Below are 25833 nucleotides of genomic sequence, written 5' to 3' on the forward strand. Positions count from 1 at the left end.
ATCGACTGTCAGCCTGGGGAACACCGTTCATGCCGTCGCGCTTCAGCCAGAGCCTCATCGCCGTCGGGCTGGTGACCTTGGCCGCCCTGGCGACCGCCAGCGCCGCGAGCCGCAGCACGATCCTGAACGTCTCCTACGACCCGACTCGGGAACTGTACGAGGAGTTCAACCCGGCCTTCGCCCGCACCTGGGCGGACGCGTCGGGGGAAACCGTGGTCATCCACCAGTCGCACGGCGGCTCGGGCGCGCAGGCGCGCTCGGTCATCGACGGGCTGGACGCCGATGTGGTGACGCTGGCTCTGGGCTACGACGTGGATGCGATTGCCGACGCCGGGCTGATCGCCAAGGACTGGCGGACGCGCCTGCCGAACAACAGCTCCCCCTACACCTCGACCATCGTGTTCCTGGTCCGCAAGGGCAACCCGAAGGGGATCAAGGACTGGGACGATCTGGTGAAGCCAGGCGTCGAGGTGGTCACGCCCAACCCGAAAACCTCGGGCGGGGCGCGCTGGAACTACCTCGCCGCCTGGGCCTACGCGCTGAAGGCCAACGGCAACGACGAGGCCAAGGCCAAGGAGTTCATCGCCGAGCTGTACCGGCATGTCCCGGTGCTGGACAGCGGCGCACGCGGGGCCGCGCTGACCTTCACCCGCAAGGGCGTCGGCGACGTTCTGCTGGCCTGGGAGAACGAGGCCTTCCTGTCGCTTCGGGAGTTCGGCGCCGACCAGTTCGAGATCGTCGTGCCGTCCCTGTCCATCCTCACCGAGCCGCCGGTGGCCGTGGTGGACAGCGTGGTCGACCGCAAGGGCACCCGCAAGGTGGCCGAGGCCTATGTGCAGTATCTCTACACCCGCGAGGGGCAGGAGATCGCCGCGCGGAATTTCTACCGGCCCCGCCATCCCGAGCTGGCGCGGCAATACGCCGGGCGCTTCTCGCCGGTCGCGCTGGTGACGGTGGACGACGTCTTCGGCGGCTGGCGCAAGGCCCATGCGACCCACTTCGCAGAGGGCGCCCTGTTCGACCAGATCCAGTCGGCGCCCCGCTGACCCCCAGGAATTGAGCACGGATTCAACAGAACGGGAGGGCCAGACACCATGAGCACGACATCGACCCCCCGGAGCGCGGACTCCCGGACCGCGGACGGCGACGCCAACCCGCTGACCGGCGTGATCGCCGAGAACATCCGCAATTTCCGGCTCCGCCAGGGGTTGTCCGTGGATGCGCTCGCCAAGCTGTCGGGCAACAGCCGGGCGGAGCTGACGGCGGTCGAGGCGGGGCGGGGCCCGTCCAACATCGATTTCCTGTGGACCATCGCCCGCGCGCTCGACGTGCCCTTCTCCAGCCTGCTCAGCAGCGGGGGCAGCGGCGGAACCACGGTGATCCGGCGGGCGGACAGCCGGCCACTGGCCTCGCGCGACGGGCGGTTCAGCTCGCGGGCGCTGTTTCCCTTCCACGGCGAGCGGCAGGTCGAGTTCTACGAGCTGCGCCTCGCTCCCGGCACCGACGAGCGGGCCGACGCCCACACCATCGGCACCGTGGAGAACATCCTGGTCGGACGCGGCGTGGTCGAGATCGAGACCGGCGACGGCACCCACCGGCTGGAGGAGGGCGACACCATCCAGTTCGACGCGGACGCCCCCCACGCCTACCGCAACGCCGGCGACGGCGAGGCGCTGCTGTATCTGGTGATGACCTACGTGCTGTAGCCCGATCAGGCGGCGGTCCGCACGCTGGCGTCGCCGTTGGCGGGGGCCTGCGGACCGCTGTCGCGGGACATCTCCGTCTTCAGGGCGGCGGCGAGCTGCCGGAAGGTCTCTTTGCGGCCGGAGGTGCGACGCCAGACCAGCCCGATCCGGCGGAACGGCCGCTCCCCGCCCAGCGGGCGGACCACCACATCCAAACCGCGCAGAATCCCCGAGTCGAGCGCCATCTGCGGCAGCAGCGTCACCCCCAGCCCGTTGGCGACCATCTGAACCAGCGTGTGCAGGCTGGTGCCCTGGAACGCGGCGCTTTGCCGCGCCCCCTCCATGGAGCAGGCGGCCAGCGCGTGGTCGCGCAGGCAGTGCCCATCCTCCAGCAGCAGCAGATCCTCCAGCGCCACGTCGGACGGGCGGGGCGCTGTGACGTCGCTCAACCGGTGCTCGGGCGTGCAGACCACGGAAAAGCGGTCTTCGGCGATGTCGATCGATTCCACGTCGCCGGACGGATAGGGCAGGGCCAGGATGGCCGCGTCCAGCTCCCCCGATTCCAGCCGGTCGAGCAGACGCGCTGTCTGGTCCTCGCGCAGGAACAGCTTCAGCTTGGGAAAGCTGTCGCGCAGGGCCGGCATCACGCGGGGAATCAGAAAGGGGCCGATGGTCGGGATCACGCCCAGATGGAGCGGTCCGGACATCGGGTCCTCCACCGAGCGGGCCATGTCCACCAGCTCCTCCGCCCCCTTCAGGACGGTGCGGGCGCGGTCGGCGATCTCCCGGCCCAGGGGGGTCGGCAGGACGGTGCGCCGCGTGCGTTCCAGCAGCGGTGCGCCCAGCAGATTCTCCAATTCCTGGATGCCGGCGCTGAGCGTGGACTGGCTGACGAGGCACGCCTCGGCCGCCTTGCCGAAATGGCAGCGATCGACGACGGCGACGAGGTAGTGGAGCTGACGCAATGTGGGGAGGGGCTTCATGCACCGCACAATAATCGGTTTTATCGATCAAAGCGATTGGTATTTTTCGCTTCCATCGCTGACCCATTGCCCCTAACTTCCCTGGTGTCAAGCGACCAACGAGGGGGGAGCAGACTTCCGGCAGGGATGCCGCGGCACCGGTAGCCCGGATGGGACACCATCGGGGAGACGGCGCCAAGCGGGCAGGACACCGGAGTGACGCTTGCTCCAATCATTCAGACTGATGGAGATATCATGTCCTTGATCAACACCGAGATTAAGCCGTTCAAGGCGACCGCTTTCAAGGGCGGCAAGTTCATCGACGTCAGCGACGCCGACCTGAAGGGCAAGTGGTCGGTCGTCTTCTTCTACCCGGCGGACTTCACCTTCGTGTGCCCGACCGAGCTGGAAGACCTGGCCGATAACTACAGCGAGTTCCAGAAGCTCGGCGTTGAGATCTACAGCGTTTCGACCGACACGCATTTCTGCCACAAGGCCTGGCACGACACCTCGCCGGCCATCGGCAAGATCGCCTACACCATGGTCGGCGACCCGACCGGCACGATCTGCCGCAACTTCGAGATCCTGATCGAGGAGAAGGGCCTCGCCGATCGCGGCACCTTCGTCGTCGACCCGGACGGCAAGATCCAGATCGTCGAGATCACCGCCGGCGGCATCGGCCGCGACGCCCGCGAGCTGCTCCGCAAGGTGAAGGCCGCCCAGTACGTCGCCTCGCACCCGGGCGAGGTCTGCCCGGCCAAGTGGGAAGAGGGTGAGAAGACGCTCGCCCCGTCGCTCGACCTCGTCGGCAAGATCTAAGCCTCCCCGGCTTGATCCTCTGGGAACCGCCGGCCGCAACCGCGGCCGGACGGTTCGGCCGCGGCCACGCTGGCCGCGGCGCCACGGCTTCGGGCCCGGATCGATTCCGGGCCCGGATCACGAGTGGCCTTCATCCGTTCAAAAAAAGTCTGTTCAAAGACACTCTGCTGCCCGGACCCGCCCTGGCGCCACCGGGCTCGCTTCGAAAAACCACTTTCGGGAGCCCTCGCCGTGTTGGATAGCAACGTCAAAGGCCAGCTCAAGGCCTATTTCGACAAGATCACGCAGCCCATCGAACTGGCCGCCTCCCTGGACGACGGCGCCAAGTCGCAGGACATGCAGGCTCTGCTGCAGGACATCGCGTCCCTGTCGGACAAGATCACCTTCGTCCGCACCGACGACGACGCGCGCAAGCCGTCCTTCGCGATCAAGCGCACCGGCTCCGATGTCGGCGTCCGCTTCGCCGGCCTGCCGATGGGCCATGAATTCAATTCCCTCATCCTCGCCCTGCTGCAGGTCGGCGGCCACCCCTCCAAGGAGTCGGCGGAGGTCATCGAGCAGGTGAAGGCGCTGGAGGGTGAGTACCGCTTCGAGACCTACTTCTCGCTCTCCTGCCAGAACTGCCCCGACGTGGTGCAGGCCCTGAACCTGATGAGCGTCCTGAACCCGCGGATCAAGCATGTCGCCATCGACGGCGCGCTGTTCCAGCAGGAGGTCGACTCGCGCAAGATCATGGCCGTCCCGTCGATCTTCCTGAACGGCGAGCCGTTCGGCCAGGGCCGCATGGGGCTGGAGCAGATTCTCGCCAAGATCGACACCGGCGCCGCGCAGCGCGACGCTGAGAAGATCAAGGCCAAGGACGCCTTCGACGTTCTGGTGATCGGTGGTGGCCCGGCCGGCGCCGCGGCGGCGATCTACGCGGCCCGCAAGGGCATCCGCACCGGTGTCGCGGCGGAGCGCTTCGGCGGTCAGGTGCTCGACACCATGGCCATCGAGAACTTCATCTCCGTCTCCCACACCGAGGGGCCGAAGCTGGCCGCCGCGCTGGAGCAGCACGTCAAGGAGTATGAGGTCGACGTGATGAACCTGCAGCGGGCGGAGAAGCTGATCCCCGCCGAGGGTCCGGGCGGCCTGATCGAGGTTCAGCTCGCCAACGGCGCCTCGCTGAAGTCGAAGACGGTAATCCTGTCCACCGGCGCCCGCTGGCGCCAGATGGGCGTCCCCGGCGAGGACGAGTACCGCAACAAGGGCGTGGCCTACTGCCCGCACTGCGACGGTCCGCTGTTCAAGGGCAAGCGCGTGGCGGTCATCGGCGGCGGCAACTCCGGCGTCGAGGCGGCCATCGATCTGGCCGGCATCGTCGCCGAGGTGACGCTGATCGAGTTCGACAGCCAGCTCCGCGCCGACGAGGTGCTCCAGCGCAAGCTGCGCAGCCTGCCCAACGTGCGCGTCATCACCTCGGGCCTGACGACCGAGGTGCATGGCGACGGCATCAAGGTGACCGGCCTCAGCTACAAGAACCGCAACACCGGCGAGGTGCACCGCATCGATCTGGAAGGCATCTTCGTGCAGATCGGCCTCGTCCCCAACACCGAGTGGCTGAAGGGCGCGGTGGCGCTGAGCCCGCGCGGCGAGATCGAGGTGGACGCCCGTGGCCAGACCTCCGTACCCGGCGTGTTCGCGGCGGGCGACGCGACGACGGTGCCCTACAAGCAGATCGTCATCGCCATGGGCGAAGGCTCGAAGGCCGCCCTGTCGGCCTTCGACTACCTGATCCGCATGGCGCCGGTCGAGGCCGTCGCGGCGGCGTAAGGGGGACGATGGCTGGGGGGGGCGCGACGCGCCCCCCTCCCGACCTCCCCCCGCTTCGCAGGGGGAGGAGAAAAGCCCTCCCCTGCAAAGCGGGGGAGGGTTTGGGTGGGGGCCCGACGCGACCACTTTCCCTTATCAGCGCAACCCCGCCAGCACCTTGTCCAGGGTGATCGGGAAATCGCGCACGCGCACGCCGGTCGCGTGATGGATGGCGTTGGCGATGGCGGCGGGAACGCCGACGATGCCGATCTCGCCGACCCCCTTGGCGCCCAGCGCGTTGACCATGTCGTCGTGCTCCTCGACGAACAGCACGTCGATCTCCGGCACGTCGGCGTTCACCGGAACATGGTACTCCGCGTAGTCGTGGTTCATCACCCGGCCCAGCCGGTGGTCGGTGAAGGCCTCCTCCTCCAGACCCATGCCGATGCCCCAGACCACGGCGCCCTGAATCTGGCTGCGCGCCGTCTTGGGGTTGATGATGCGCCCGGCGGCGATGGCGCTGACCACGCGGGCCACCCGGATGGTGCCGAGATCCTCGTCCACCCGCACCTCCACGAAGACGGCGGAATGGGTGGCGAAGGTGTGCCGCGCCCGCGCCAGCAGATAGGGCAGGGCGCGCGCCTCCTCCTCGATGGAGAGGGTGCCGGAGCCGCGCATCACGTCGGTGATGGACAGCCGCCGCGACCGGTCGTCCCGGACGATCAGATGGCCGTCGGCGAAGAGAATGTCCTCCTCCGCCACGCCCTTCAGCGGGCTGTCGTCCAGCTTCCCGGCCAACGTGACCAGCTGTGAGCGCACCCGGTCGCACACCGCCTTCACCGCCGACCCGACGGTGGAGACGGTCCAGGACCCGCCCTCGATGGGGGCGGTGGGAAGCGAGGAATCGCCCAGGCAGAAGGTCACCTCCTCGACCGGCAGGCCCAACCCGTCGGCCGCGATCTGCGTCATGACGGTGTAGGTGCCGGTGCCGATGTCCGCGGTGGCGCTGGACACCACCAGCTTGCCGTCGACGCCCAGCACCGCCTTGGCGGCGGCCTGCCCCTGCATGGCGTCCCAGACGCCCGCCGCCATGCCCCAGCCGATCAGCTCGCGGCCCTCGCGCATGGAGCGCGGCGCGGGGTTGCGCCGCGCCCAGCCGAACCGCTCCGCCCCGTGCCGGAAGCAGGCGCGCAGTTCCTTGCTGGAGAAGGGGTTTCCGGTGTTCGGATCGGTCTCCGCGTAGTTCTTCAGGCGAAGCTCCAGCGGGTCCATGCCGAGCTTGACGGCCAGCTCGTCCATGGCGATTTCCAGAGCCGGGACGCCGGTCGCTGCCCCCGGCGCGCGCTGGTCCAGCGGCGTGTGCACGTCCAGCCGCGTCAGCGTGTAGTCCAGCCGGACGTTGTCGCAGGCGTATTGCTGGCCCGACCAGTTGACGACCACTTCCACATAGTTTTCGTGTTGGGAGCTTTCCTGAACCGCCTCATGGATCAGCGCGCGCAGCGTGCCGTCGCGGTCGGCGCCCAGGGCCACCCGCTGGATGGTTTCGGGCCGGTGGCCGAAGCTGAACATCTGCGGGCGCGACAGCTCCACCCGGACGGAGCGTTTCAACTGCGTCGCCGCCAGCATGGCCATGAAAAGCTGATGCTGCGGCCGCAATCCGGAGCCGAAGGCGCCGCCGACGAAGGGAGACATCACCCGCACCGCGGATTTGGCCAAGCCGAAGACGTTGCAGACGTAGGTGTGGCAGTTCTGTGCGCCCTGGGTCTTGTCATGGACGGTCAGCGTGCCGTCGTCGTGGTGCAGGACGGTGGTGGCGTGCATCTCCATCGGGTTGTGGTATTCCGCGGCCTGGGTGAACTCCGAATCCACCTGGACGGGCGAGTCGAGGAAGGCCTGCTCCGGGTTGCCGCGCGGCTTCGGCGGGGGCTGGAAGCCGCCCTTGTCCTTGCCGGGGGTGAAGCTGTTCGCCCGGTTCGCGCGCAGGTCGGTCTGGTGGGGGGCCGCCTCATACTCGATGTGGACGAGGCGGGCGGCGTAGCGGGCCAGCTCGAAACTCTCGGCGATCACCAGCGCCACCGGCTGGAGCGCGTGGTGGATTTCCGCGTCGTAGAGCGGGCGGAAGGGCGCTCCCTTGGGCGCGTCGTCGTCCTTCCATTTGCGGTCGAACCAGGCGAGGCTCGGCCGGTTCTCATGGGTGAAGACGTGGATGACGCCGGGCAGGGCGAGCGCCGCCGCCGTGTCGATGCGGGTGATCCGCCCGCGCGCGATGGCGCTGGAGACGATGAAGCCGTGAGCGAGGTCCGGCAGGGTGAACTCGGCGGCGTAATGGGCGTCGCCGGTCACCTTCTTGCGCCCGTCCACCCGGTTGACGGGCTTGCCGATGGGGCCGTTGGGCTCTTTCAGGAAACCGGGGATGCTGGGAATGGCGATCATGGGCGGGGCGCTCCCTTGCGCTCGGCGGCGTCGGTCAGGGCGCGGACGATGGCGCGCTCGGCGAGGTCGATCTTGAAGCTGTTGTGCTCGTGCCCCTTGGCGTCGCGCAGCAGAACACGCGCGGCGGCGCGGAAACTGTCGGGTGTGGCCGGCTTCCCGACGAGAGCGGCCTCGGCCTCCGGGTCGCGCCAGGGCTTGTGAGCGACCCCGCCCAGCGCCAGACGGGCCTCGCGGACGGTGCCGCCGTCCATTTCCAGCCCCGCCGCGACCGACACCAGCGCGAAGGCGTAGGAGGCGCGGTCACGGATCTTCAGATAGGTGGAATGCTCGGCGAATCCCTTCGCCGGCAGGTCGATGGATGTCACGAGGTCGCCCGGCTGCAAGGTCGTGTCGATCTCCGGCCGGTCGCCGGGCAGGCGGTGGAACTCGGCGAAGGGGATGCTGCGCTCACCCTCCGGACCGGTCACCTGGACCACCGCGTCAAGGGCGGCCAGGGCGACGCAGAGGTCGGAGGGGTGGACGGCGATGCACCGGTCGCTGGCGCCCAGGATGGCGTGGATGCGGTTCACCCCGCCGATCGCGCCGCAGCCCGACCCCGGCTCCCGTTTGTTGCAGGGGGTGGCCGTGTCGTAGAAGTAGTAACAACGGGTCCGCTGCAGCAGGTTGCCGCCGTTGGTCGCCATGTTGCGGAGCTGCGCCGAGGCGCCGGCGAGGATCGCCATGGACAGCATGGGGTAGCGGGTCTGCACGCGGTCGTCGTAGGCGGTGTCGGCGTTGCGGGCCAGCGCGCCCAGCCGCAGGCCGCCGTCCGCCGTCTCTTCGATGCGGTCCAGCGGCAAACGCGAGATGTCGACCAGCCCTTCCGGCCGCAGCACGTCGGCCTTCATCAGGTCGAGCAGGTTGGTCCCCCCGGCGACGAAGGCCATCCCCGTGGCGCCGGCCCGTCCGACCGCGTCCGCCGCGCTGCCGGCGCGGGCGTAGGTGAAGGATCTCATGGCGCGCCCTCCGCCTTCGGGCCGGCGATGGCCATGGCTTGGCGGATGGCGGCGACGATGTTGGGATAGGCCCCGCAGCGGCAGAGGTTGCCGCTCATCAGCTCGCGGATCTCGTCGTCGGTGGTCGCCTTGCCCTCGGCGATCAGCCCGGCGGCGGAGCAGATCTGGCCTGGCGTGCAATAGCCGCACTGGAAAGCGTCATGCTCGATGAAGGCTTCCTGGAGCGGGTGGAGCGAGTCGCCGGTGGTCAGCCCCTCGATGGTGGTGACCTTGCGGCCGTCCTGCATCGCCGCCAGCGTCAGGCAGGCGTTGATGCGCCGCCCGTCCACCAGCACGGTGCAGGCCCCGCACTGGCCGTGGTCGCAGCCTTTCTTGGTGCCGGTCAGGTCGAGGTGCAGGCGCAGCGCGTCCAGCAGCGTCGTCCATGGCGCGAGGTGAAGCGTCCGCTCCACCCCGTTGACGTTCAGCGTGACGGGAATCGGTTCTGGGGGAGGCGCGGGGGCCGGGCGCAGGCTGGCGTTGAGCTGTGCCATGGAGACTCCGGATCTGCGGGGGAGCGCCGGACGCCGCCACGACGAAGGACGGCGCCGACTTCACATGTCCGGACAACAGGAGGTTGGCACCGCCGTTCCGCTGTCGAAATGAACAAGCCGGGAACGGGAATGCCGCGTCCTCGGCACAGGCTGGACGGTGGGGTTTCGGCGGCCCGCCGTTACTTCTTCGCGGTGCCGGCGATGCCGGATTTCTCCGCGGCGTCCAGCAGGGTGACGACCTCCGGGGCGACCCACCAACGGCAGCGCTTGCGCTCGTCGCTCGACACGGCGATGACGCGGTCGATCAGGCGGGTTTCGGCAGCGCCGAACGTCTTCTGCTGCCGCAACGCCGCCTCGATCACCCCGGCCAGCGCGATGTCGAGCGCGGTGATCTCGATGGGGTAGCTCAGCATGTCCGCCAGCTCGGCGAGCTGGCCGAGCGTCCGCAGCCCTTCCGCGGAGCCGGTGGAGGACAGACGACGGAACACCGTCGCGACGTGGTTGCCGTCCTCGGCCCGCCACGGCTTGCCCGACGACACGATGCCGCGCCGCGCCAGCTGTGCCTGGAACTCGTTGACGAAGCGCACGCGCTCCATCAGCGGATCGAGCACGCTGTGCATGGTCAGCGCCTCGATCCGCCGCGCCAGGACGGGGGCGAGGTCGTCGTGCACTGCGTTGCTCAGCTCACGGAACGCCTGATGGACCATGGCGCGTTCGCGGTCGGTGGTGTCCAGCTCCAGCGCGTGGACGGCGTCGTACCAGGCCAGGAAATGCTGGAGCTGGGCGGAGGGATGGTCGCGGTCGTCCACCGCGTCCGCCACCAGCAGGCCCGGCTTGCTGAGGAAGCTGCCGGTCAGCGTGGCCTTCAGCGCTTCCGCGGCGACCAACAGGCGGCCGATGATGGCGTCCTTGGCGATGGCGACGGGGAAGGCTTCGAACAGGCGGATCGCCAGGGCCGCGTCGTCGCGCCGGTGCAGGCCGGCCACCGCGAACATGGCCGCCCCTTCGCGCGTGCAGTCGCCGCGCCGCACCATCTCCCGCGCCAGACGCACCGGGTCGCCGTGCAGCAGCGACGGCAGGGGCTGGTCCGCCCAGGCGGGGGCCGCCAGAAGGATGGTGTCCATCCGCTCCAGCTCCGCACGGGCGACGCCCTCGCGCTGGCGCACGCCGTGGCGTTTCAACATCTGCGCGCGGAAGCCCGACACCTCGGCCAGGAAGGCGGTCGCCTCCGCCGGGGTGGCGCGCAGGCGGGCCAGCACGGCGAGGCTGCGCTGGCGCAGCTCGTCGGCCCAGACCTGCGCCTCGGCGGAGGCGAAAATCTCGTTCAGCGGCTGGTCCTTGGCGAGCCGGGCCACCGTCTCCTGGACGCGGCCGACCGCCGGCTCCATGCGGGGGGCCAAGGCGAACCACCAGGCGCTGACGTCCGCCAGATGCAGGGCGCCGGCCAGCCGGACCCCGCTGGTCAGCAGGGAATCGTCGCGCAGGATCAGCGCGTCGAACAGGCCGGTCCAGACCCGTCGCGCGTGCTCGGAGCGCCGACCGTTCAGCATGGTGACCAGCATCTGGGCGACCGGCTCGGCCATGTCCTCCAGATACCCGTCGCGGATCATCTTGTAGAGCTGCAGCTTCTGCCCGTGGTCCAGCGGGGCCAGGACATCGGACACGCGCTTCAGGCTGTCGTCCCGTCCGCCGGGCAGGTCGGGCAGGGCGAGTCGGAGCGGCATCGCCGTCACCGCGTCGGGCGGAGCGCCGTCGACCGCCTGCGTCTCTTTCGACATCCGAAGCTTTGCCATGGTCGGATCCGTCCGCATCGAAGCGTGTGGAAATTCAATCTAAGATCGATTGGATATGGTCGTTAGAATATGCCTAAAAAGCCTAACGAATCGCTAAGCGGTGATGAAGACAGATTTTCACGGTCTCTATGACGAAATGCAACAAGGTTGACGAAACAGAAGGCAAAGATGAATCATTGACCGTTACATTTAAAACACAATCCAGGCGTTCGTGACTCAGCCTTTCAATGGGCGGGTCTTCGCCGGTTCGGCGGGCTTGCGCGCGGGGATGGGCGGCGCACTGCGTTCCCGCCCTTCCTCCCCAAGAAATCCTTGCGCCGCGACGACGGCGGAGCGCCAGGGGCGGTCCATCGCCATCCAGGTCTCGAAGGGCAGGCGGTCGAAGGGCAGGCCCGGTCCGGAGCCGGAAAACAGGCCGGAGATCATCCAGCCGGCGAGCAGCGTGACCGCCAGCTGCTCCGAGAATCCGCCGGTCTTCAGGATGGGCAGCGCGAAGTTGCGCCGCCGCTTGATCGGCCACAGCAGCGGCAGGCCCGCCGGGGTCAGCAGGTCGCCCGCCAGATGGGTCAGGTAGCCGATCAGGAAGGGCAGGATCAGATGCGAGTAGTCCGCATACTCGTGGAGAGCCCAGAAGCATCCCGCGATGGCCAGCGTGGAGTGGGTGACGCCGCGATGCCCGAAGACGGCGGAGATGATGTTCGACAGGGGCCGCATCAACTGGCCGAGCGTCGATTTGGGATGGTCGATGTCCGGCGCCAGCGACCCGACCACCGCCGCCCCGAACGCCACCACGTCGAAGGGCAGGCCGAAGCGCGCCGAGGCGTAGAACCACGCCGCCCCGCCGACGATCATGTGGGAAGAGGCCATCATGGGCGGTCACCGCCGGACGAACGATGAGGCACAGGGCGTTTGAACGCGCGAAGGCTGTGCCTGGGTGACGGCCACTCTGTCGGATGCTCCCGGATTCCTGGTTCCTAACATTAGGACAGAAGTCGCGACCGCACAACCCCAGCGTGATCAAGAGGGATTCCGAAACGACATGGCCCCTATGCGTTCACAGGCGTCCGTGATGGAAGCACGCCCTCAGCCCGCCGGGCCGCGGCTGCAGGTGGCGCCGATGGCGCGCAGGGCGTTGCGCACACGTCCGACGCTCTCGCGGTCGGGCAGACTGTACCACGTGATGGTCAAGGCGACCGGCGCGGCGCGGCGCAGGCCATGCACGTCGCCGGGGGCGGCCTCGACGACGCGGCCCTGGCTGCCGACGAACCAGCGCCAGCGCTGGCCCTCGCCGTCGGCCAGAGACTGCCAGACCTCGCGGGAATCCCGGTAATAGGCGCCGCCCCCGGCGTCCGCCGCGTCGGCGTAGAGGTAGAGCGGGTTCTCCGGCGACAGCGAGAGCAGCAAATGCTGGACGGACCGCGGCCCGCCGGTGCGGATGACGGCGTCGGGGAGCGGCTCGTCGCCGTCCTGGCCATAGTCGAACATGGTGGAGCCGCGGTGCATCGGTCAGTCGGATCGGGCGTGAGGGGTCAGCCGGGCTGGAGGAATTCGACCTCGACGAAGACGATGTCGCTGTCGCCGTCGTTGATGACGTTGTGGCTGACGCCGGCCTTGCGGAAATAGGAGCGGCCCGGCTCCAGCGGGAATTGGCGGGCGTTGCCGTCCGGATCGACGATGGTGAAGGCGCCGGCCGTCACCGGAACGATCACATAGTCGTAGCCGTGCACATGGGCGCCGGTCTCCGCCCCCGGCACCAGACGCCATTCGGTGACGCGGGTGCGCTCGTTCTCGATATGCTGGGTGGAAACCGCCTGTGGACGGGTGCTCATCTCCTGGTGCCCTCCTTGCTCGTCTCGTTGGGAACTTTTTAAAAGAACAATTCGTGTACCACGAAGCCCGACCCACGCCCAGACCGAAGCTTTCCTTCGGACTCCTTTGGCGAGCGGCCCCCCTCCTTTGGGGGATGTCTACCTACGATTGAATCCGTGACCCGGTGACTCCCCACGGCTTAGCCTTGCCGGTCCATACCGCGCAAAACCGTCAGGGAGGGGCGTCAGGCCGGCATGCCAGCGTTGAGGAGCCACCAGACCATGGTCGCCGGCGTCGCCGCGGCCATCGCCCAGCGGCAGACGGACGTGCGGGACGTGCTGGCCGCGGTGACGCCGGGTGGAGGCAAGTCGCTGCTGCCGGTGATCATGGGGGCGGCGCTGATGCGCGCCGGGCTGATCGACCGCATCTGCTGGATCGTGCCGCGCGACAGCCTGCGCCGGCAGGCCGAGGAAGCCTTCGCCGACCCGCGCTGGCGGGAGGCGCTGGGCCACGGGATCGCGCTGCGGGCGGCGGAGAACGGGCGCGATCCCTGCCGGGGTCTGCAAGGCTACGTCACCACCTATCAGGCCGTCGCCGCCGCCCCGGACCTGCACCTTCAGGAGTTCCGCCGCCATCGTTACCTGCTGGCGGTGGACGAGTTGCACCACCTGCCTGCGGTCGCCGACACCGCAACGGCGACCACGGCGGAGGATGAGACGGCCTGGAGCCGCTCCATCCTGCCGCTTCTGGAAAGCGCCGCCGCCCGGCTGCTGATGAGCGGCACGCTGGAGCGGGCGGACGGGCGCCCCATCCTGTGGCTGCCCTACCGCGCGCCGACGGGGGTGCGGCGGGTGCGCGAGATCGACTTCAAGGCGCCGGGCTGGGCCATCGTCGGCTATTCACGGCGGCAGGCGCTGGCCGAGAAGGCCATCCTGCCGGTGACCTTCGGCGCCATGGACGGCACCGCGACATGGCTGGACGCGGAGCGGACGACGCGCAGCGTCGATGCGCTGTCCCGCGCCGGGGAGAACACCCGCGACGCCCTGTTCACCGCGCTGCGCACCGGCTTCGCCCAGGCCATGCTGCGCGAGGCCTACCGCTCCTGCCGCGAGCACCGGGCGAAGCGGCGCGCCGCGGCGAACGGTCCAAATGGGGCGGAGCATGAGGGCGCGGGGCTGGGCAAGCTGCTGGTGATCGCTCCGGACCAGGAGACCGCCCGCAACTATCTCGACACGCTGCGCGGCTGGATGCCCGGCGCGCAGGCGGCGCGGATGGCCCGGATCGCCATTTCCGAACGGCGCGACGCCCAGGAGGTGGTGGCCGCCTTCCGTCTGCGCCCCGAGCCCGCCGTGCTGGTCTCCGTCGCCATGGCCTATGAGGGGCTGGACGCGCCGGCTATCTCGCATGTCGCCTGCCTGACCCACATCCGCTCCCGCCCCTGGCTGGAGCAGGCCATCGCGCGGGCCACCCGCGTCGATCCCCACGCCGGCGCCTACGAGCAGCAGCGGGCGGTGATCTATCACCCCTCCGACATGATGTTCGAGCGGTTCCGCCAGATGGTCGAGACCCAGCAGGGCACGCGGGCCATGGTGAAGACCCGGCGCCAGCACGAACTGCCCTTCGAGCGCACGGTGGAGGCGGAGCCGGAGATCATCCCGCTGGAATCCAACGCGACGGCCCTGCGCTTCGCCGTGGTGGCGCCCGGCCCCGATTTCGGCAACCCGTCGCCGGGCCACGATTCCGCCGACCGTCCCTCGGCCGAGCGCCCGTCCAAGGACGGTGTCCAGGTTCCCAGCGCGGTGGAGCACCATCTGCGCCAGCGCATCGGCCAGATCGTGGCGGCCCAGGTGATCGAGGACCAGGACAACAACCTCGTCGCCGAGGGGCCGGTCAGCTACCACACCTACAACGCCGTTCTGAAGCGCCACATGAACAAGGCGCGCTCGGAGATGACCCTGTCGGAACTGGAAGCCGCTCTTGGCTGGCTGGAGCGCAACCGCATCTCCGACCACCTGCACCTGATCGCCGACGACCCGCAATACCGCTGGTCGAGCCGCCGCAAGGCCCGTGGGGCAGGGGCGGTCACGGCCTTCTCGAAACCATCCCGCCGAACGACACACCATGGTACGGTGAAGCCGGCGTCCTAAAGAACGCCCCCGGCCACACTTTTTTGCAGGGGCGAAGCCATCGGCCTTCGTGGAGAGTGTCGGCCCGTTCGCCACCCGTGGAGGTTACCGGTGCGTTTCGCGAGGCCGCTCAAGATTCTTCTCGTTGAGGATGACTCGCTCACCGCCATGGCGATGGCCCGCATGCTGGAAATGGCCCATTGCACGGTCACCACCGTGACGGACGGCGAGGCCGGGCTGAACGCCCTGGCCGAAGGCGCCTTCGACGCCGTCATCACCGATCTGGTGATGCCCCGGCTGGGCGGCGAGGCGATGATCCGCCGGCTGCGCCTCGACTGGCCCGACCTGCCCATCGTCGTCCTGTCGGCTTCTCCACCCGAGTATGGAATCCCCGGCCTGCAGGACGGGGAGGGCGGACCGCTGGTGATCCTGAAGAAGCCCGTCCTGGCGGGGGAACTGCTGGCGGCGATGGACGAGGTGTTCCAGAGAACCTGACCGGGTGCGGTCAGGCCTTCTTCTTGCCGAAGCTGATCTTCGGCTCCTCGCCCTTGAGCAGGCGCGTGATGTTCGCGGAATGGCGGATGGCGACCAGCACGGCGATGAACAGGCACAGCCCCGCCACCAGCGGGCCGCCGAAGATCCAGCCGAAAATCGGGCTGAGGCCCAGCGCGGTCAGGGCCGACAGCGACGAGATCTTGAACAGGAAGGCCATGGCGAGCCACGTCGCGCAGGCGATCACGCCGACCGGCCAGGACACCGCCAGCAGCACGCCGAGCGCCGTCGCCACGCCCTTGCCGCCCTTGAAGCCCAGCCAGACCGGGAAGCTGTGGCCCAGCATGGCGCCGCCCGCCGCGAAGACCGCAGCCTCCGGCCCCGCCCAGGCGAGGGCGAGCAGGGCGGCGATGGCGCCCTTGCCGCTGTCCAGGATCAGGGTGGCGGCGGCCAGCGGCTTGTTGCCGGTGCGCAGCACGTTGGTGGCGCCGATGTTGCCGGAGCCGATCTGGCGGATGTCACCCAGGCCGGCCAGCCGCGTCAGCACCAGCCCGAAGGGGATCGAGCCCAGCAGATAGCCCAGCAGGGCCGAGATGAGCAGGGTCACCGCGTCAGCCCTCGAACTGCCAGACGGTGCGCCCGTCGACGACGGTGCGCAGCGGACGGCCCTGGACGGGACGGTCCTCGAAGGGGCTGTTCTTCGACTTCGACTTGAAGGCCGCCACGTCCACCTTCCACGGCACGTCGAGGTCGAAGGCGATCAGGTCGGCGGGCGCCCCCTTGGCGATGCGGCCGAGCGGCAGGCCGAGCAGTTCGGCCGGCTTCACGGTCACGCAGGCCAGCGCCTTCAGCAGCGGCATGGCGCCCTTGTGCACCAGCTCCAGCGTCAGCGGGAACAGCGTCTCCAGCCCGATCACGCCGCAGGCGGCCTGGGCGAAGGGCAGACGCTTCTGGTCCTGGTCCTGCGGCGTGTGGTCGGACGCGATGGCGTCGATGGTGCCGTCGGCCAGACCTTCCACGATGGCCCGCCGGTCCATCTCGCCGCGCAGCGGCGGGGAGACCTTGGCGAAGGTGCGGTAGTCGCCGACGTCCGTCTCGGTCAGGGCGAAGTAATGCGGGGCGGTGTCGCAGGTGACCTTCAGCCCGCGCGCCTTGGCGCGGCGGATCAGGTCCACCGACTCGCCGGTCGTGACATGGGCGAAGTGCAGCCGGCCGCCGGAGAGTTCGAGCAGGCGCAGGTCGCGTTCGATCATGATGATCTCGGCCTCCCGCGGGATGCCGACGAGGCCGAGGCGGGTGGCGCGCTCGCCCGAATTCATCATGCCGCCGCTGGCGAGGCTCGGCTCCTCCGGGTGCTGGACGATCAGCTTGTCGAAGGTGCGGGCGTAGCTGAGCGCGCGGCGCATCGCCTTGGCGCTGGCGATCGCCTTGGTGCCGTCGGTAAAGGCCACGGCCCCGGCGCGGGACAGCAGGCCCATCTCGGTGATCTCGTTGCCGTCCGTGCCGCGGGTGGCGGCGGCGTAGGCGAAGACCTTGACCAGACGCACCTCGCGGGCGCGCCGGGCGATGAACTCCAGGCTCGCCACCTCGTCGGTCACCGGGTCGGTGTTGGGCAGCAGGACCACGGCGGTGATGCCGCCGGCCACCGCGGCGCGCGACGCGCTCTTGATGGTGTCCTTTTCCTCCTCGCCGGGCTCGCCGATCAGGACGCGCATGTCGACGAGGCCGGGGGCGAGGCACTGGCCCTGGAGGTCGACGACCTCGATCCCCTCCGGCACGCCGTCGGCGAACAGGGACGGGCCGAAGTCGGCGATCTTCGCGCCTTCGGTCAGCAGGTCGCCCCGCTGGTCCAGGCCGCTGGCGGGGTCGAGCAGGCGGGCGTTGCGGTAGGCGACGCGGGGTGCGTTGGAATTAGACATCGGTCCCCCGGCGATCGCGGGTGAGAAGGTCGAGCACGGCCATGCGGACGGCCACGCCCAGCTCCACCTGATCGAGGATCATGGAGCGCTTGAGGTCGTCGGCGACCTCCGAATCGATTTCGACGCCGCGGTTCATCGGGCCGGGATGCATGACCACCGCGTGCGGCTTCGCCACCGCCAGCTTCTCGTAGTCCAAGCCGTAGAAGTAGAAGTATTCGCGGGTCGAGGGGACGTACTGGCCGCTCATCCGCTCGGTCTGGAGGCGCAGCATCATCACCACGTCGGCGTCCTTCAGCCCGGTCGCCATGGAGTGGTGGATCTCGACGCCCAGCCGGTCGATCTGCGAGGGGATCAGCGTCGGCGGCGCCACGACGCGGACGCGGGCGCCCATGGCGTTCAGCAGGTGGATGTTGGAGCGCGCGACGCGGCTGTGCAGGATGTCGCCGCAGATCGCCACGATCAGCCCGTCGAGGCTGCCCAGGCGGCGGCGGATCGCCAGCGCGTCCAGGAGCCCCTGCGTCGGGTGCTCGTGGTGGCCGTCGCCGGCGTTGATGACCGAGCAGTTGACCTTGTCGGCCAGCAGCTTCACCGCCCCCGAATCGGCGTGGCGAACGACCAGCGCGTCGAGGTGCATGGCGTTCAGCGTCATCGCCGTGTCGATCAGCGTCTCGCCCTTCTTCACCGAACTGCCGTCCGACGACATGTTGATGACGTCGGCGCCGAGCCGCTTGCCAGCCAGCTCGAAGCTGGTGCGGGTGCGGGTCGAGTTCTCGAAGAAGAGGTTGACGATCGTCCGCCCGTCGAGGAGCGACGACTTCTTCGAAGGCTGGCGGTTCTGCTCGACGTAGCCGTCGGCGAGGTCGAGGATGGTGGTGATCTCGCCTGCCGTCAGCCCCTCGATGCCAAGGAGGTGGCGGTGCGGGAAAACCGTCGTGGAATGGGGCGATCCGGTCATGGGCCGGGACTATAGGAGCGGTCCCGGACGCCCGCAAGCGCGCCCTACGGCTTTCCTTCAGACATAGGCGATGAGCCGCCCGCAGGCCAGAATCCCGACCCACAGCGTGAGCGAGGCGGCGCCCGCGAACCGGGCGCCCGGCGGGGGCCGGTCGGACAGGCTCCAGGCCGCCATGCGCCGGCCGGCCAGTCGGTGGAAGGCGAGAATGTTCAGCAGGGCCAGACCGATCAGCGCCAGCTTCGCCAGGAAGGCCGGGTTGCCGGCCAGCGCCGTCGCCTCCGTGGTGAAGAGGAGGAGGCCGGTCGGCACCGCCAGCGCGAAACCGGTCACCGCCACCGGCAGGATCAGCCGCGCCAGCGCATCCGCCGGCAGCAGCGGCGCCCGGACCCCGATCAGCCGCAGGTCGAAGGCCAGGATCGACCCGACCAGAAGCGCGAATCCGAGGATGTGCGCGATCTCGACGAGCGGGTAGAGCCAGACCGACTGGCGCAGCGACTCGCCGAGCCCGGACGTCTCCAGCGCGACGAGCCAGCCGGGACCGGCGGGGGCGAGATCGTGGTCCATGCTGCGACCGGGCGCGGGGGCCGCCGTCAGCGCAGCTCGATCGTCTTGTCGGCGGCGGTGATGCGCTCCGCCCGCAGCTCCGCCGGATCGGACTTGGCGGGATAGCCGACCACCGTCACGGTCTGGCCGGGCTTGATCGAATCGGCGGGCAGGCCGCGCGTGCTCATGCGGCTGGGCGGGGCGAGCACGACGTGCCAGACCTTGCCGTCGGCCTGGAGATTCAGCATGGCGTGCGGGTTGTTGAAGGCGATCTGCTGCACGGTGCCGGTCAGCGTCATCTCCTGACCCGACTCGTAACCGCCCCAGCCATGGTGCGCGGCGGCGGGCCAGGCCAGCGAAGCGGACAGCAGGGCGGCGAGGGCGAGTGGGCGTGCGGGCATCATGGCGCAACCTTTCCCCGGTCAGGCGTCTGTTCAGGCGTCTGGGGAAGAGGTTGTGGCGGATTCGGCCGCGGACAAGGTCCGGCTGTGTCCGGCCGCAGGATCGGCGGCGGCTTCCTCGAACAGCCAGTCGCGGAACGCCTTCACCTTGGGACGCGAGAAATAATGGGGCGGGGCGGCCACGTAATAGGCGTAGTTGCCCGGCAGGTGGACGTCGAACAGCCGGACCAGCCGCCCGGCGGCGACGTCGTCCGCCACCAGGACTCCGCGGGCCAGCGCCACGCCCCCGCCTTCCGCCGCGACCTGGAGCAGCAGGGCCGAATCGTCGAAACGCGGGCCGCGGGCGTGGTCCAGCCCGGCGATCCCCGCGGCCTCGCCCCAGGTGCCCCAGGTGATGAAGTAGTCGTCGTGGAGCAGCGTGTGGTGGCGCAGGTCCTCCGGGCAGCACAGGGGGCGGGGACCGTCGAGAAGCGACGGGCTGCACACCGGATAGATGTCCTCGGTCATCAGCCGCTCGCACCGCAGGCCGGGCCAGTTGCCGGCGCCGAAGCGGATGCCGATGTCCACGTCCTGCTGGGTGAAATCCACGAGCTGCGGGGTGGTGTGCAGCCGCACCTCCAGCTCCGGATGGCGGGCCTGGAAGCGGCCGAGCCGCATGACCAGCCACTTCGCGGCGAAGCTGGGCATGGTCGAGATGGTCAGCGCGCCGGACCCGTCCATGCGGAACAGCCGCTCCGTCGCATGCGACAGCGTGTCGAGCGCGTCGCGCACCGGCGGCAGGTAGGATTGCCCGGTCTCGGTCAGGATCAATGCGCGGTTCATCCGACGGAACAGCGGCATGCCCAGCCATTCCTCTAGTCCCTTGATCTGATGGCTGACGGCGGCCTGGGTGACGTGAAGCTCCTCCGCCGCCTTGGTGAAGGACAGGTGCCGGGCGGCGGATTCGAAGGCGCGCAGGGCGTTGAGCGGCGGCAGGCGGCGGGCCATGGAGCGACTCCGGGAAGCGGGCTTCGGATTAGTTTTCCTAATCCAAACTATGAGAAAGCGTCGTTTGTGCGCAAGGACCGGGTGGCCCATCCTCCTCTCACGGAACACAGTCCGGACCGTCGGACGACAAGCTCCGACGACAGCCGGACAAACGAGGAGACGCGGTCATGGCCCAGAGCATGAATGACGGCATGGATGGCAGCATGAACACCCGCACCGACGCGCAGGAGCGGCCCGGCCAGGGGGGCGGCCAGAGGATTGGCCAGGGGATTGGTGCTGTGGTGGTCGCCCTGTTCGACACGGTGGCGACCTGGAACGAGCGGCGGCGCCAGCGGCGCGCGTTGGAGGCTTTGCCCGATCATCTGTTGCACGACATCGGCCTGTCCCGCGCCGACGCGGTGACCGAGGCTGACAAGCCCTTCTGGCAGGGCTGACTCACCCCTATCGAGCAAACCCCTATCGAGCAAACCAACGGGAGCGGTTCGATGAGCGACGGCGGAGGAGGTCTGACGGGCGGGTGCCTGTGTGGTGGCGTGCGCTACGACGTGGCCGAGCGGCCCATGGGTGTGGTGAACTGCCATTGCGGCCAATGCCGGCGCTTTCACGGCCATTTCGGCGCCTACATCACGGTCCCCCGTGAGGCCGTGGCGTTCGAGGGGCAGGACACGCTGTCCTGGTACCGTTCCTCGGCCAAGGCGCAACGTGGATTCTGCGCGCGCTGCGGCTCGTCGCTGTTCTGGAAAGGCGATGGCGAGGCGTTGCTGGACATTGCCGCCGGCAGCCTGGACCAGCCGACCGGCCTGACGACGCTGCGGCACATCCATGTGGCGGACAAGGCGGACTATTACACCATCGACGACGGGTTGGAGCGCTTCCCCGAAGGCGCACCGGAGCCGCCGTAAATCGTTGGGGAGGCCGTCACTGGCTGGAGACGATGGAGCCCGCGATGGAACGGATTTCCATCGCGGGATACCGGAGCCGCGGAAACTCAGGCCCCGAGGCCCAGAATCGCGGACAGATCGTAAGTCGTGCCGGCGACCGTAAGATATTCGACCTCCGAAATGCTCGACGGCGCTCCGGAGTTGTTGAAATAGCCGTGTATGATGACGCCGTTGTTGTTGACGAAGTCTGCGGCATCGGCCGTTGTCATGATGTATAGGTCGACGTTGCTGACCTTGAAGAATTGCAGATCGTAGATCGACGAAACGCCTGAGAAGATCAGACGATCCTGTGTTCCAGGGCTATAGTTGTCGGTGTCATAAATGTAGGTGACGCCGCCCCAGTTGGAGTCATGGTAATAGATGTCGTCTCCTTCTCCGCCATACAGGTAATCCGCCGTACCTGCCGGGGCGCCGCCGCCGATCAGAGTATCGTTTCCGAAGCCGCCGTAAATGGTGTCCGAGCCGGCTTCGCCCATCAGGTAATCGTTGCCGTAATCGCCATCAAGACGATCATTGCCGTTGGCGCCGTAAATGATGTCGTTGCCACTTCCTCCGAACAGATTGTCGTGACCATTGCCGCCATCGATCGTATCGTTATACGGAGTGCCGGCAATCGTATCATCTCCATCGAAGCCGTCAATGTAGCATGCCTCGTTGGGCGGCGGAGACCAGGGATATCCAGGATAAAGATCGTTTCCGCTCGACAGAGGTATGTATGCCATTTTGTCATCCTTTTGTATGCCAAAGTTTTTATTCATCATCTTTTGACGACAATTTTTCAGTAACAAAGAATTCTGTATAAGTAAACAATATTAAATATTGTCAATTTAGTAAGTTAGATAAATAATGAAATTACATAAAAAAAAGACGCCGGGAATTTTTCCTGGCGTCTTTTTTTAATTTCAGTCGATTCCTGTTTTTTTTGGTAATCGATAAAATGCACCTGTTACCTATAGATAGCTGTATATGGTGTTGAGTATTTTTGCGGCGTTGTTCTTGGCGTAATCATCCGTGTTGTTGGCTAGGGCCACTCCAATGATCCCGGCGTTGCCACCATTCTTGTCGTTCGTGATGGCATAGGCATTGGTTGCGCTGCCCGGATTCCATCCGCCCACCATATCCAATTGCTTACCAAGTGCAGAGTTCTTGATTTTGGTCAAAGCGCCTCGGGCATTTGCGTCTCCGTCCCTCAAATCGATCAGGGAACTGCTTGCGCCCGGCTTCATGCTGCCATCAAACAGGATGCGAAGGTTTCCCTCTTTTTCAGCGCCCTTCTTCGTGAAAACGATATCGAACACGCCGGTGGACCCGCCGCTTTTATTCGTCCACATGCTTTCACCGGTCGTATGCAGCATTTTGGCTACGGTCGGCGGCATTTCCGGTTCGATCAATCCGTTCTTTTCCGCCAGATTCTTCATGGCGGTCAGCGCGGCTCCGCCCGCCGCCCAACTGTTCCCGTCTGCGCTCAAACCGAAGGTCTGGTCGACGAGGCTGCGAACCTTCCCTCGGTACTCGGCGTGCTTTTCCCGCCACTCGGCATGGGCCGCCATCGCTTCTGGTGTGAGGAGTTCCGTATCCGCGTTCAATCCCGGTACATTCTTTGCTGCCGTCGCGGCTTGAGCCAGCGAGTCGGCGGTCACGGAAAACTTGGTTGCGCCGTTCATCTTGAACTGTGCTTCGGCCGACAGGCTGATGGTGTCCTGCGGCTCGGATGCGGGGGCTCCGCTCTGTGGCGGAGTGGCCGAAGACGAGGCGCCTGCAACCTGAGCATTTCCTGAGCTTTTTCCAGCACCGATCTGCAGCGGAGATTGGGTGTATCCCGAGGTGGCATTGATGCTCATGGTTACCTCGATTGCAAAGAATATCTATCGTGGGTAGAATTAAACGAATGTCCTAACGAATCGTTAATAAGAAAAAACTAATCAGTTATGTATCTAACTAATAAAAATGCATCTATCTGAATGCGTATGGAGGCGTGGTGTCCGATGCGGAAGACATCCTGTCCTGGTGCCGCTCCGTGACGAAGGCATGGCATGGATTTTGTGCACACTGCGGGTCGTCGTTGTTCTGGAATGGCGGCGAGTCCGACCCGTTCGACGCCGCCGCCGTAAGCCACTGGACAAGTCGTCGCACATTACTGCGCCGGTCCGGAAACCCAGCCATGGAGAATGGAATTATGGTAACCTCATTCACTTCGAGTATTTTCGATAATGATGCTCAGGTTGCTGTGGGCGTTGTTTGCGTTGATTGAGGGGAGAGGGTTGGCAATGGACATTCCTCGGATATTCAACATCACGGAAAGCGCCCATCGCATCCACAACCCGATCACCCCGGAGAAACTTGCCACACTCGGCGCTGCGCTTCGTCTGGAGGCGGGGACCCGCTTGCTCGACCTCGGCAGCGGTTCGGGGGAGATGCTCTGCACCTGGGCGCGCGATCATGCCATCGTCGGCACCGGCGTCGACATGAGCCAACTGTTCACGAAGCAGGCGAAGCTCCGTGCGGTGGAGCTCGGCGTGGCCGACCGGGTTGCGTTCATCCATGGCGACGCCGCGGGGTATGTCTCCGCCGAGCCGGTCGGCGTGGCGGCCTGCGTCGGGGCCACATGGATCGGCGGTGGAGTCGCCGGCACGATCGAACTGCTGGAGCGCAGCCTGCGCCGCGGCGGAATCATCCTCATCGGGGAGCCCTACTGGCGGCGCCTGCCGCCGACGGACGACGTCGCCAAGGGATGTCTTGCCCGGGCGGTTTCCGACTTCCTCACGCTTCCGGGCCTGCTCGCGTCCTTTCGCCAGCTTGGCTGCGACGTCGTTGAAATGATGCTGGCCGATCAGGACGGATGGGATCGCTACGAGGCGGCCAAATGGCTGACCATGCGCCGGTGGCTCGAAGCCAATCCCGACGACGAGCTTGCGCAGGATGTCCGGGATAAGCTGACCTCGGAGCCCGAGCGCTACGCCACCCACACGCGTGACTATCTGGGTTGGGGCGTGTTCGCGCTGATGAGGCGTTGATGGGGCGTCACTGCTGAGGGAGCCTCACTATGGTCGTGTCGGCCCCTCACCCCGCCAGGGCGACGACCAGCGGCAGCGTGGCGGCGGAGGCGAGGGTCTGGACGGTGATGATGCCGGCCACGAGCGCGTGGTCGCCGCCCATCTGCCGGGCCAGGACATAGGAGCTGGCCGAGCAGGGCAGGGCGTTGAACAGCACGGCGATGGTCAGCGGCAGCCCGTCCACCCCCAGCCACAGCCCGGCCAGCGCCGTCGCGGCGGGGACCAGCAGCAGCTTCAGGACGCTGGACAGCGCCACGCCGAGCCCGGCGCCGCGCGCCGCGGCGAGGTCCAGCCCGGCACCGACCGACAGCAGCCCCATGGGCAGGGCGGCCCGCGCCAGGATGCCGACCACGTCCCCGACCACCGGAACACGGCCGATCCCGCTCAGGTTCAGGGCGGCGCCGATGGCAACGGCGATGATGATCGGGTTGCGCAGAATGCCGGAGACGACCGCGCCCACGCCACTGTGTTGCGGCACACCGTCCGCCATCCGCCCATAGCGCACCATCGCCGTGACGCAGAGCAGGTTGACCAGCGGCACCACCACGGCGATGCCCACCGCCGTCAGCGTCAGCCCGGCGGACCCGTAAAGGGCGCCGGCCCCTGCCAAGCCCACGTAGGTGTTGGGCCGGATCGCCCCCTGGAAGACCGAGGTGAAGGCCGGACCGTCCAACCCGATCGGCCGCCGGACGGCGAGCGCCAGGGCGGCGCCGGCGAAAATTCCCGCCGCCATCGTTCCGCCCATCGAACCCATCGACAGCGCGCGCAGATCGGTGCGCGTCAACTCGTCCACGATCAGGCAGGGGAAAAACAGAAGGTACGTCAGCCGGTCGAGCGACGGCCAGGCGGAGTCGGGGATCACGGCGCGGCGGCGCAATCCCTGTCCGAACAGGATCAGCAGAAAGATCGGGGCCAGCGCCCCGGCGATGGGCAGCATGGGGCCGTCAGGCGTCCCTGCCGTCGCTGTCACCGCCGCCGCTGTCACCGCCGCCGCTGTCACCGCCGCCGCTGTCGCCGCCGCCGCTGTCGCCGCCGATCCCGTCTTCCTCGTCGCGCTCCCGCTGTTCGCGCTCCATGCGGCGGATGTGGGCCAGCGCGTCCAGCGCGCCCTGCAGGATGTAGGCGGCGGCCATCTTGTCCACCACCTCGTCCCGGCGCTTGCGGGTCATGTCGGCCTCGCCGATCATGAAACGCTCCACCGCGGAGGTCGACAGCCGCTCGTCCCAGAAGGCGATCTCGGCGTCCCAACCCAGCAGGTCGGACCGCTCCATCAGGTTCTTGGCGAAGGCGCGGGTGGATTCGGCGCGCGGCCCCTCCGACCCGTCCATGTTCAGCGGCAGGCCGATCACCAACCCGCCGATCCCGTAATCGCGCAGCGTCCGCGACAGCTCGCGGGCGTCCTGGGTGAACTTCGTGCGCTTCAGCGTGCCGATCGGCGAGGCGACGACGAAGTTCGGGTCGGACACGGCCATGCCGACGGTCTTGGTGCCGACGTCGAGGCCGAGCAGGCGCTGGCCCCGGCCCAGGCGGGCGGCCAGTTCGGGAAGTGTGTGGATCATGCGCGAACCATAGAAGCCGCGCGGCGGTACGGCAAGC

At 67.7% G+C, this 25833-nt stretch carries 27 protein-coding genes; 9 read left to right on the forward strand and 18 right to left on the reverse strand.

Features of this window, described 5'->3' with window-relative positions:
• The first annotated feature begins 29 nt into the window (after positions 1–29).
• Both DXK32_RS04200 and DXK32_RS04205 read left to right on the forward strand, forming a co-directional pair.
• Positions 30–1046 carry a sulfate ABC transporter substrate-binding protein gene (locus tag DXK32_RS04200; protein ID WP_114857390.1) on the forward strand — a complete coding sequence of 339 codons (1017 nt, stop codon included), beginning with the start codon at positions 30–32 and terminating at the stop codon, positions 1044–1046.
• Positions 1047–1094: 48 nt separating this feature from the next.
• A complete protein-coding gene (locus tag DXK32_RS04205) occupies positions 1095–1706 on the forward strand; it encodes a helix-turn-helix domain-containing protein (RefSeq protein WP_114857391.1) in 612 nt (203 codons plus the stop codon).
• Between the two features lie 5 nt (positions 1707–1711).
• Here DXK32_RS04205 and DXK32_RS04210 read toward each other — a convergent pair whose 3' ends face one another.
• Complete coding sequence (locus DXK32_RS04210; protein ID WP_114857392.1) at positions 1712–2668, reverse strand: hydrogen peroxide-inducible genes activator; 957 nt, start codon at positions 2666–2668, stop codon at positions 1712–1714.
• 234 nt (positions 2669–2902) lie between these two features.
• Between DXK32_RS04210 and ahpC the strand changes: the two genes are divergently transcribed.
• Entirely contained in the window at positions 2903–3466 is a 564-nt protein-coding gene (gene ahpC, locus DXK32_RS04215) for an alkyl hydroperoxide reductase subunit C (protein ID WP_114857393.1), read from the forward strand.
• A 231-nt stretch (positions 3467–3697) separates the two neighbouring features.
• Positions 3698–5278 (forward strand): alkyl hydroperoxide reductase subunit F, encoded by a 1581-nt coding sequence (ahpF, locus tag DXK32_RS04220; protein WP_114857394.1) that lies wholly within the window; start codon positions 3698–3700, stop codon positions 5276–5278.
• Between the two features lie 135 nt (positions 5279–5413).
• Here the strand turns inward: ahpF and DXK32_RS04225 are convergent, their stop codons facing one another.
• From DXK32_RS04225 to DXK32_RS04255, 7 genes are all read right to left on the reverse strand, one after another.
• Positions 5414–7690 carry a xanthine dehydrogenase family protein molybdopterin-binding subunit gene (locus DXK32_RS04225; protein WP_114857395.1) on the reverse strand — a complete coding sequence of 759 codons (2277 nt, stop codon included), beginning with the start codon at positions 7688–7690 and terminating at the stop codon, positions 5414–5416.
• On the reverse strand, positions 7687–8685 hold the full coding sequence (locus DXK32_RS04230; protein WP_114857396.1) for an FAD binding domain-containing protein: 999 nt from the start codon (positions 8683–8685) through the stop codon (positions 7687–7689). The genes DXK32_RS04225 and DXK32_RS04230 overlap by 4 nt, the downstream gene beginning before the upstream one ends.
• Positions 8682–9218, reverse strand: coding sequence for a (2Fe-2S)-binding protein (locus DXK32_RS04235; RefSeq protein ID WP_114857397.1), 537 nt, complete (start codon positions 9216–9218; stop codon positions 8682–8684). The genes DXK32_RS04230 and DXK32_RS04235 overlap by 4 nt, the downstream gene beginning before the upstream one ends.
• Before the next feature lie 179 nt (positions 9219–9397).
• Positions 9398–11011: a hypothetical protein gene (locus tag DXK32_RS04240; protein WP_114857398.1), complete on the reverse strand. Its 1614-nt coding sequence runs from the start codon at positions 11009–11011 to the stop codon at positions 9398–9400.
• 216 nt (positions 11012–11227) lie between these two features.
• A complete protein-coding gene (locus tag DXK32_RS04245; RefSeq protein WP_114857399.1) occupies positions 11228–11881 on the reverse strand; it encodes a metal-dependent hydrolase in 654 nt (217 codons plus the stop codon).
• Between the two features lie 213 nt (positions 11882–12094).
• The gene (locus tag DXK32_RS04250; protein WP_114857400.1) at positions 12095–12514 is read right to left on the reverse strand and encodes a hypothetical protein; all 420 of its coding nucleotides are present in this window, start codon (positions 12512–12514) and stop codon (positions 12095–12097) included.
• Positions 12515–12540: 26 nt separating this feature from the next.
• A complete protein-coding gene (locus DXK32_RS04255) occupies positions 12541–12840 on the reverse strand; it encodes a cupin domain-containing protein (RefSeq protein WP_114857401.1) in 300 nt (99 codons plus the stop codon).
• Positions 12841–13074: 234 nt separating this feature from the next.
• Here DXK32_RS04255 and DXK32_RS04260 point away from each other — a divergent pair, with 234 nt between their 5' ends.
• On the forward strand, positions 13075–14967 hold the full coding sequence (locus tag DXK32_RS04260) for a DEAD/DEAH box helicase (protein WP_114857402.1): 1893 nt from the start codon (positions 13075–13077) through the stop codon (positions 14965–14967).
• Positions 14968–15057: 90 nt separating this feature from the next.
• Positions 15058–15441 (forward strand): response regulator, encoded by a 384-nt coding sequence (locus DXK32_RS04265; RefSeq protein WP_114857403.1) that lies wholly within the window; start codon positions 15058–15060, stop codon positions 15439–15441.
• 10 nt (positions 15442–15451) lie between these two features.
• Here DXK32_RS04265 and plsY read toward each other — a convergent pair whose 3' ends face one another.
• From plsY to DXK32_RS04295, 6 genes are read right to left on the reverse strand one after another with little or no spacing between them, the layout of a single operon-like run.
• Entirely contained in the window at positions 15452–16045 is a 594-nt protein-coding gene (plsY, locus tag DXK32_RS04270) for a glycerol-3-phosphate 1-O-acyltransferase PlsY (protein WP_114857404.1), read from the reverse strand.
• Between the two features lie 4 nt (positions 16046–16049).
• On the reverse strand, positions 16050–17357 hold the full coding sequence (locus tag DXK32_RS04275; protein WP_114857405.1) for a dihydroorotase: 1308 nt from the start codon (positions 17355–17357) through the stop codon (positions 16050–16052).
• Complete coding sequence (locus tag DXK32_RS04280; protein WP_014198413.1) at positions 17350–18312, reverse strand: aspartate carbamoyltransferase catalytic subunit; 963 nt, start codon at positions 18310–18312, stop codon at positions 17350–17352. The genes DXK32_RS04275 and DXK32_RS04280 overlap by 8 nt, the downstream gene beginning before the upstream one ends.
• Positions 18313–18369: 57 nt before the next feature.
• The gene (locus DXK32_RS04285; RefSeq protein WP_114857406.1) at positions 18370–18876 is read right to left on the reverse strand and encodes a DUF6644 family protein; all 507 of its coding nucleotides are present in this window, start codon (positions 18874–18876) and stop codon (positions 18370–18372) included.
• Positions 18877–18902: 26 nt separating this feature from the next.
• Positions 18903–19259 carry a DUF6152 family protein gene (locus DXK32_RS04290; protein WP_114857407.1) on the reverse strand — a complete coding sequence of 119 codons (357 nt, stop codon included), beginning with the start codon at positions 19257–19259 and terminating at the stop codon, positions 18903–18905.
• A gap of 30 nt (positions 19260–19289) precedes the next feature.
• Positions 19290–20243, reverse strand: coding sequence for a transcriptional regulator GcvA (locus tag DXK32_RS04295; RefSeq protein WP_114857408.1), 954 nt, complete (start codon positions 20241–20243; stop codon positions 19290–19292).
• Between the two features lie 167 nt (positions 20244–20410).
• On the opposite strand from DXK32_RS04295, the gene DXK32_RS04300 reads away from it, so the two are divergent.
• Both DXK32_RS04300 and DXK32_RS04305 read left to right on the forward strand, forming a co-directional pair.
• Entirely contained in the window at positions 20411–20677 is a 267-nt protein-coding gene (locus DXK32_RS04300) for a DUF1127 domain-containing protein (protein WP_114857409.1), read from the forward strand.
• A gap of 51 nt (positions 20678–20728) precedes the next feature.
• Positions 20729–21145, forward strand: coding sequence for a GFA family protein (locus tag DXK32_RS04305; protein ID WP_114857410.1), 417 nt, complete (start codon positions 20729–20731; stop codon positions 21143–21145).
• Between the two features lie 86 nt (positions 21146–21231).
• Here the strand turns inward: DXK32_RS04305 and DXK32_RS04310 are convergent, their stop codons facing one another.
• On the reverse strand, positions 21232–21906 hold the full coding sequence (locus tag DXK32_RS04310; RefSeq protein WP_162801068.1) for a calcium-binding protein: 675 nt from the start codon (positions 21904–21906) through the stop codon (positions 21232–21234).
• Positions 21907–22134: 228 nt separating this feature from the next.
• The gene (locus DXK32_RS04315; protein ID WP_162801069.1) at positions 22135–23025 is read right to left on the reverse strand and encodes a hypothetical protein; all 891 of its coding nucleotides are present in this window, start codon (positions 23023–23025) and stop codon (positions 22135–22137) included.
• A gap of 426 nt (positions 23026–23451) precedes the next feature.
• Between DXK32_RS04315 and DXK32_RS04320 the strand changes: the two genes are divergently transcribed.
• Positions 23452–24198: an SAM-dependent methyltransferase gene (locus DXK32_RS04320; RefSeq protein WP_114857413.1), complete on the forward strand. Its 747-nt coding sequence runs from the start codon at positions 23452–23454 to the stop codon at positions 24196–24198.
• Between the two features lie 46 nt (positions 24199–24244).
• Here DXK32_RS04320 and DXK32_RS04325 read toward each other — a convergent pair whose 3' ends face one another.
• Together DXK32_RS04325 and ruvX are read right to left on the reverse strand one after the other, a co-directional pair.
• Positions 24245–25174: an AEC family transporter gene (locus tag DXK32_RS04325; protein ID WP_114857414.1), complete on the reverse strand. Its 930-nt coding sequence runs from the start codon at positions 25172–25174 to the stop codon at positions 24245–24247.
• A gap of 7 nt (positions 25175–25181) precedes the next feature.
• On the reverse strand, positions 25182–25796 hold the full coding sequence (gene ruvX / locus DXK32_RS04330; RefSeq protein ID WP_114857415.1) for a Holliday junction resolvase RuvX: 615 nt from the start codon (positions 25794–25796) through the stop codon (positions 25182–25184).
• Between the last annotated feature and the right edge of the window lie 37 nt (positions 25797–25833).

Source organism: Azospirillum brasilense (assembly GCF_003349955.1).
In the GTDB taxonomy this organism is placed as follows: domain Bacteria; phylum Pseudomonadota; class Alphaproteobacteria; order Azospirillales; family Azospirillaceae; genus Azospirillum; species Azospirillum brasilense_B.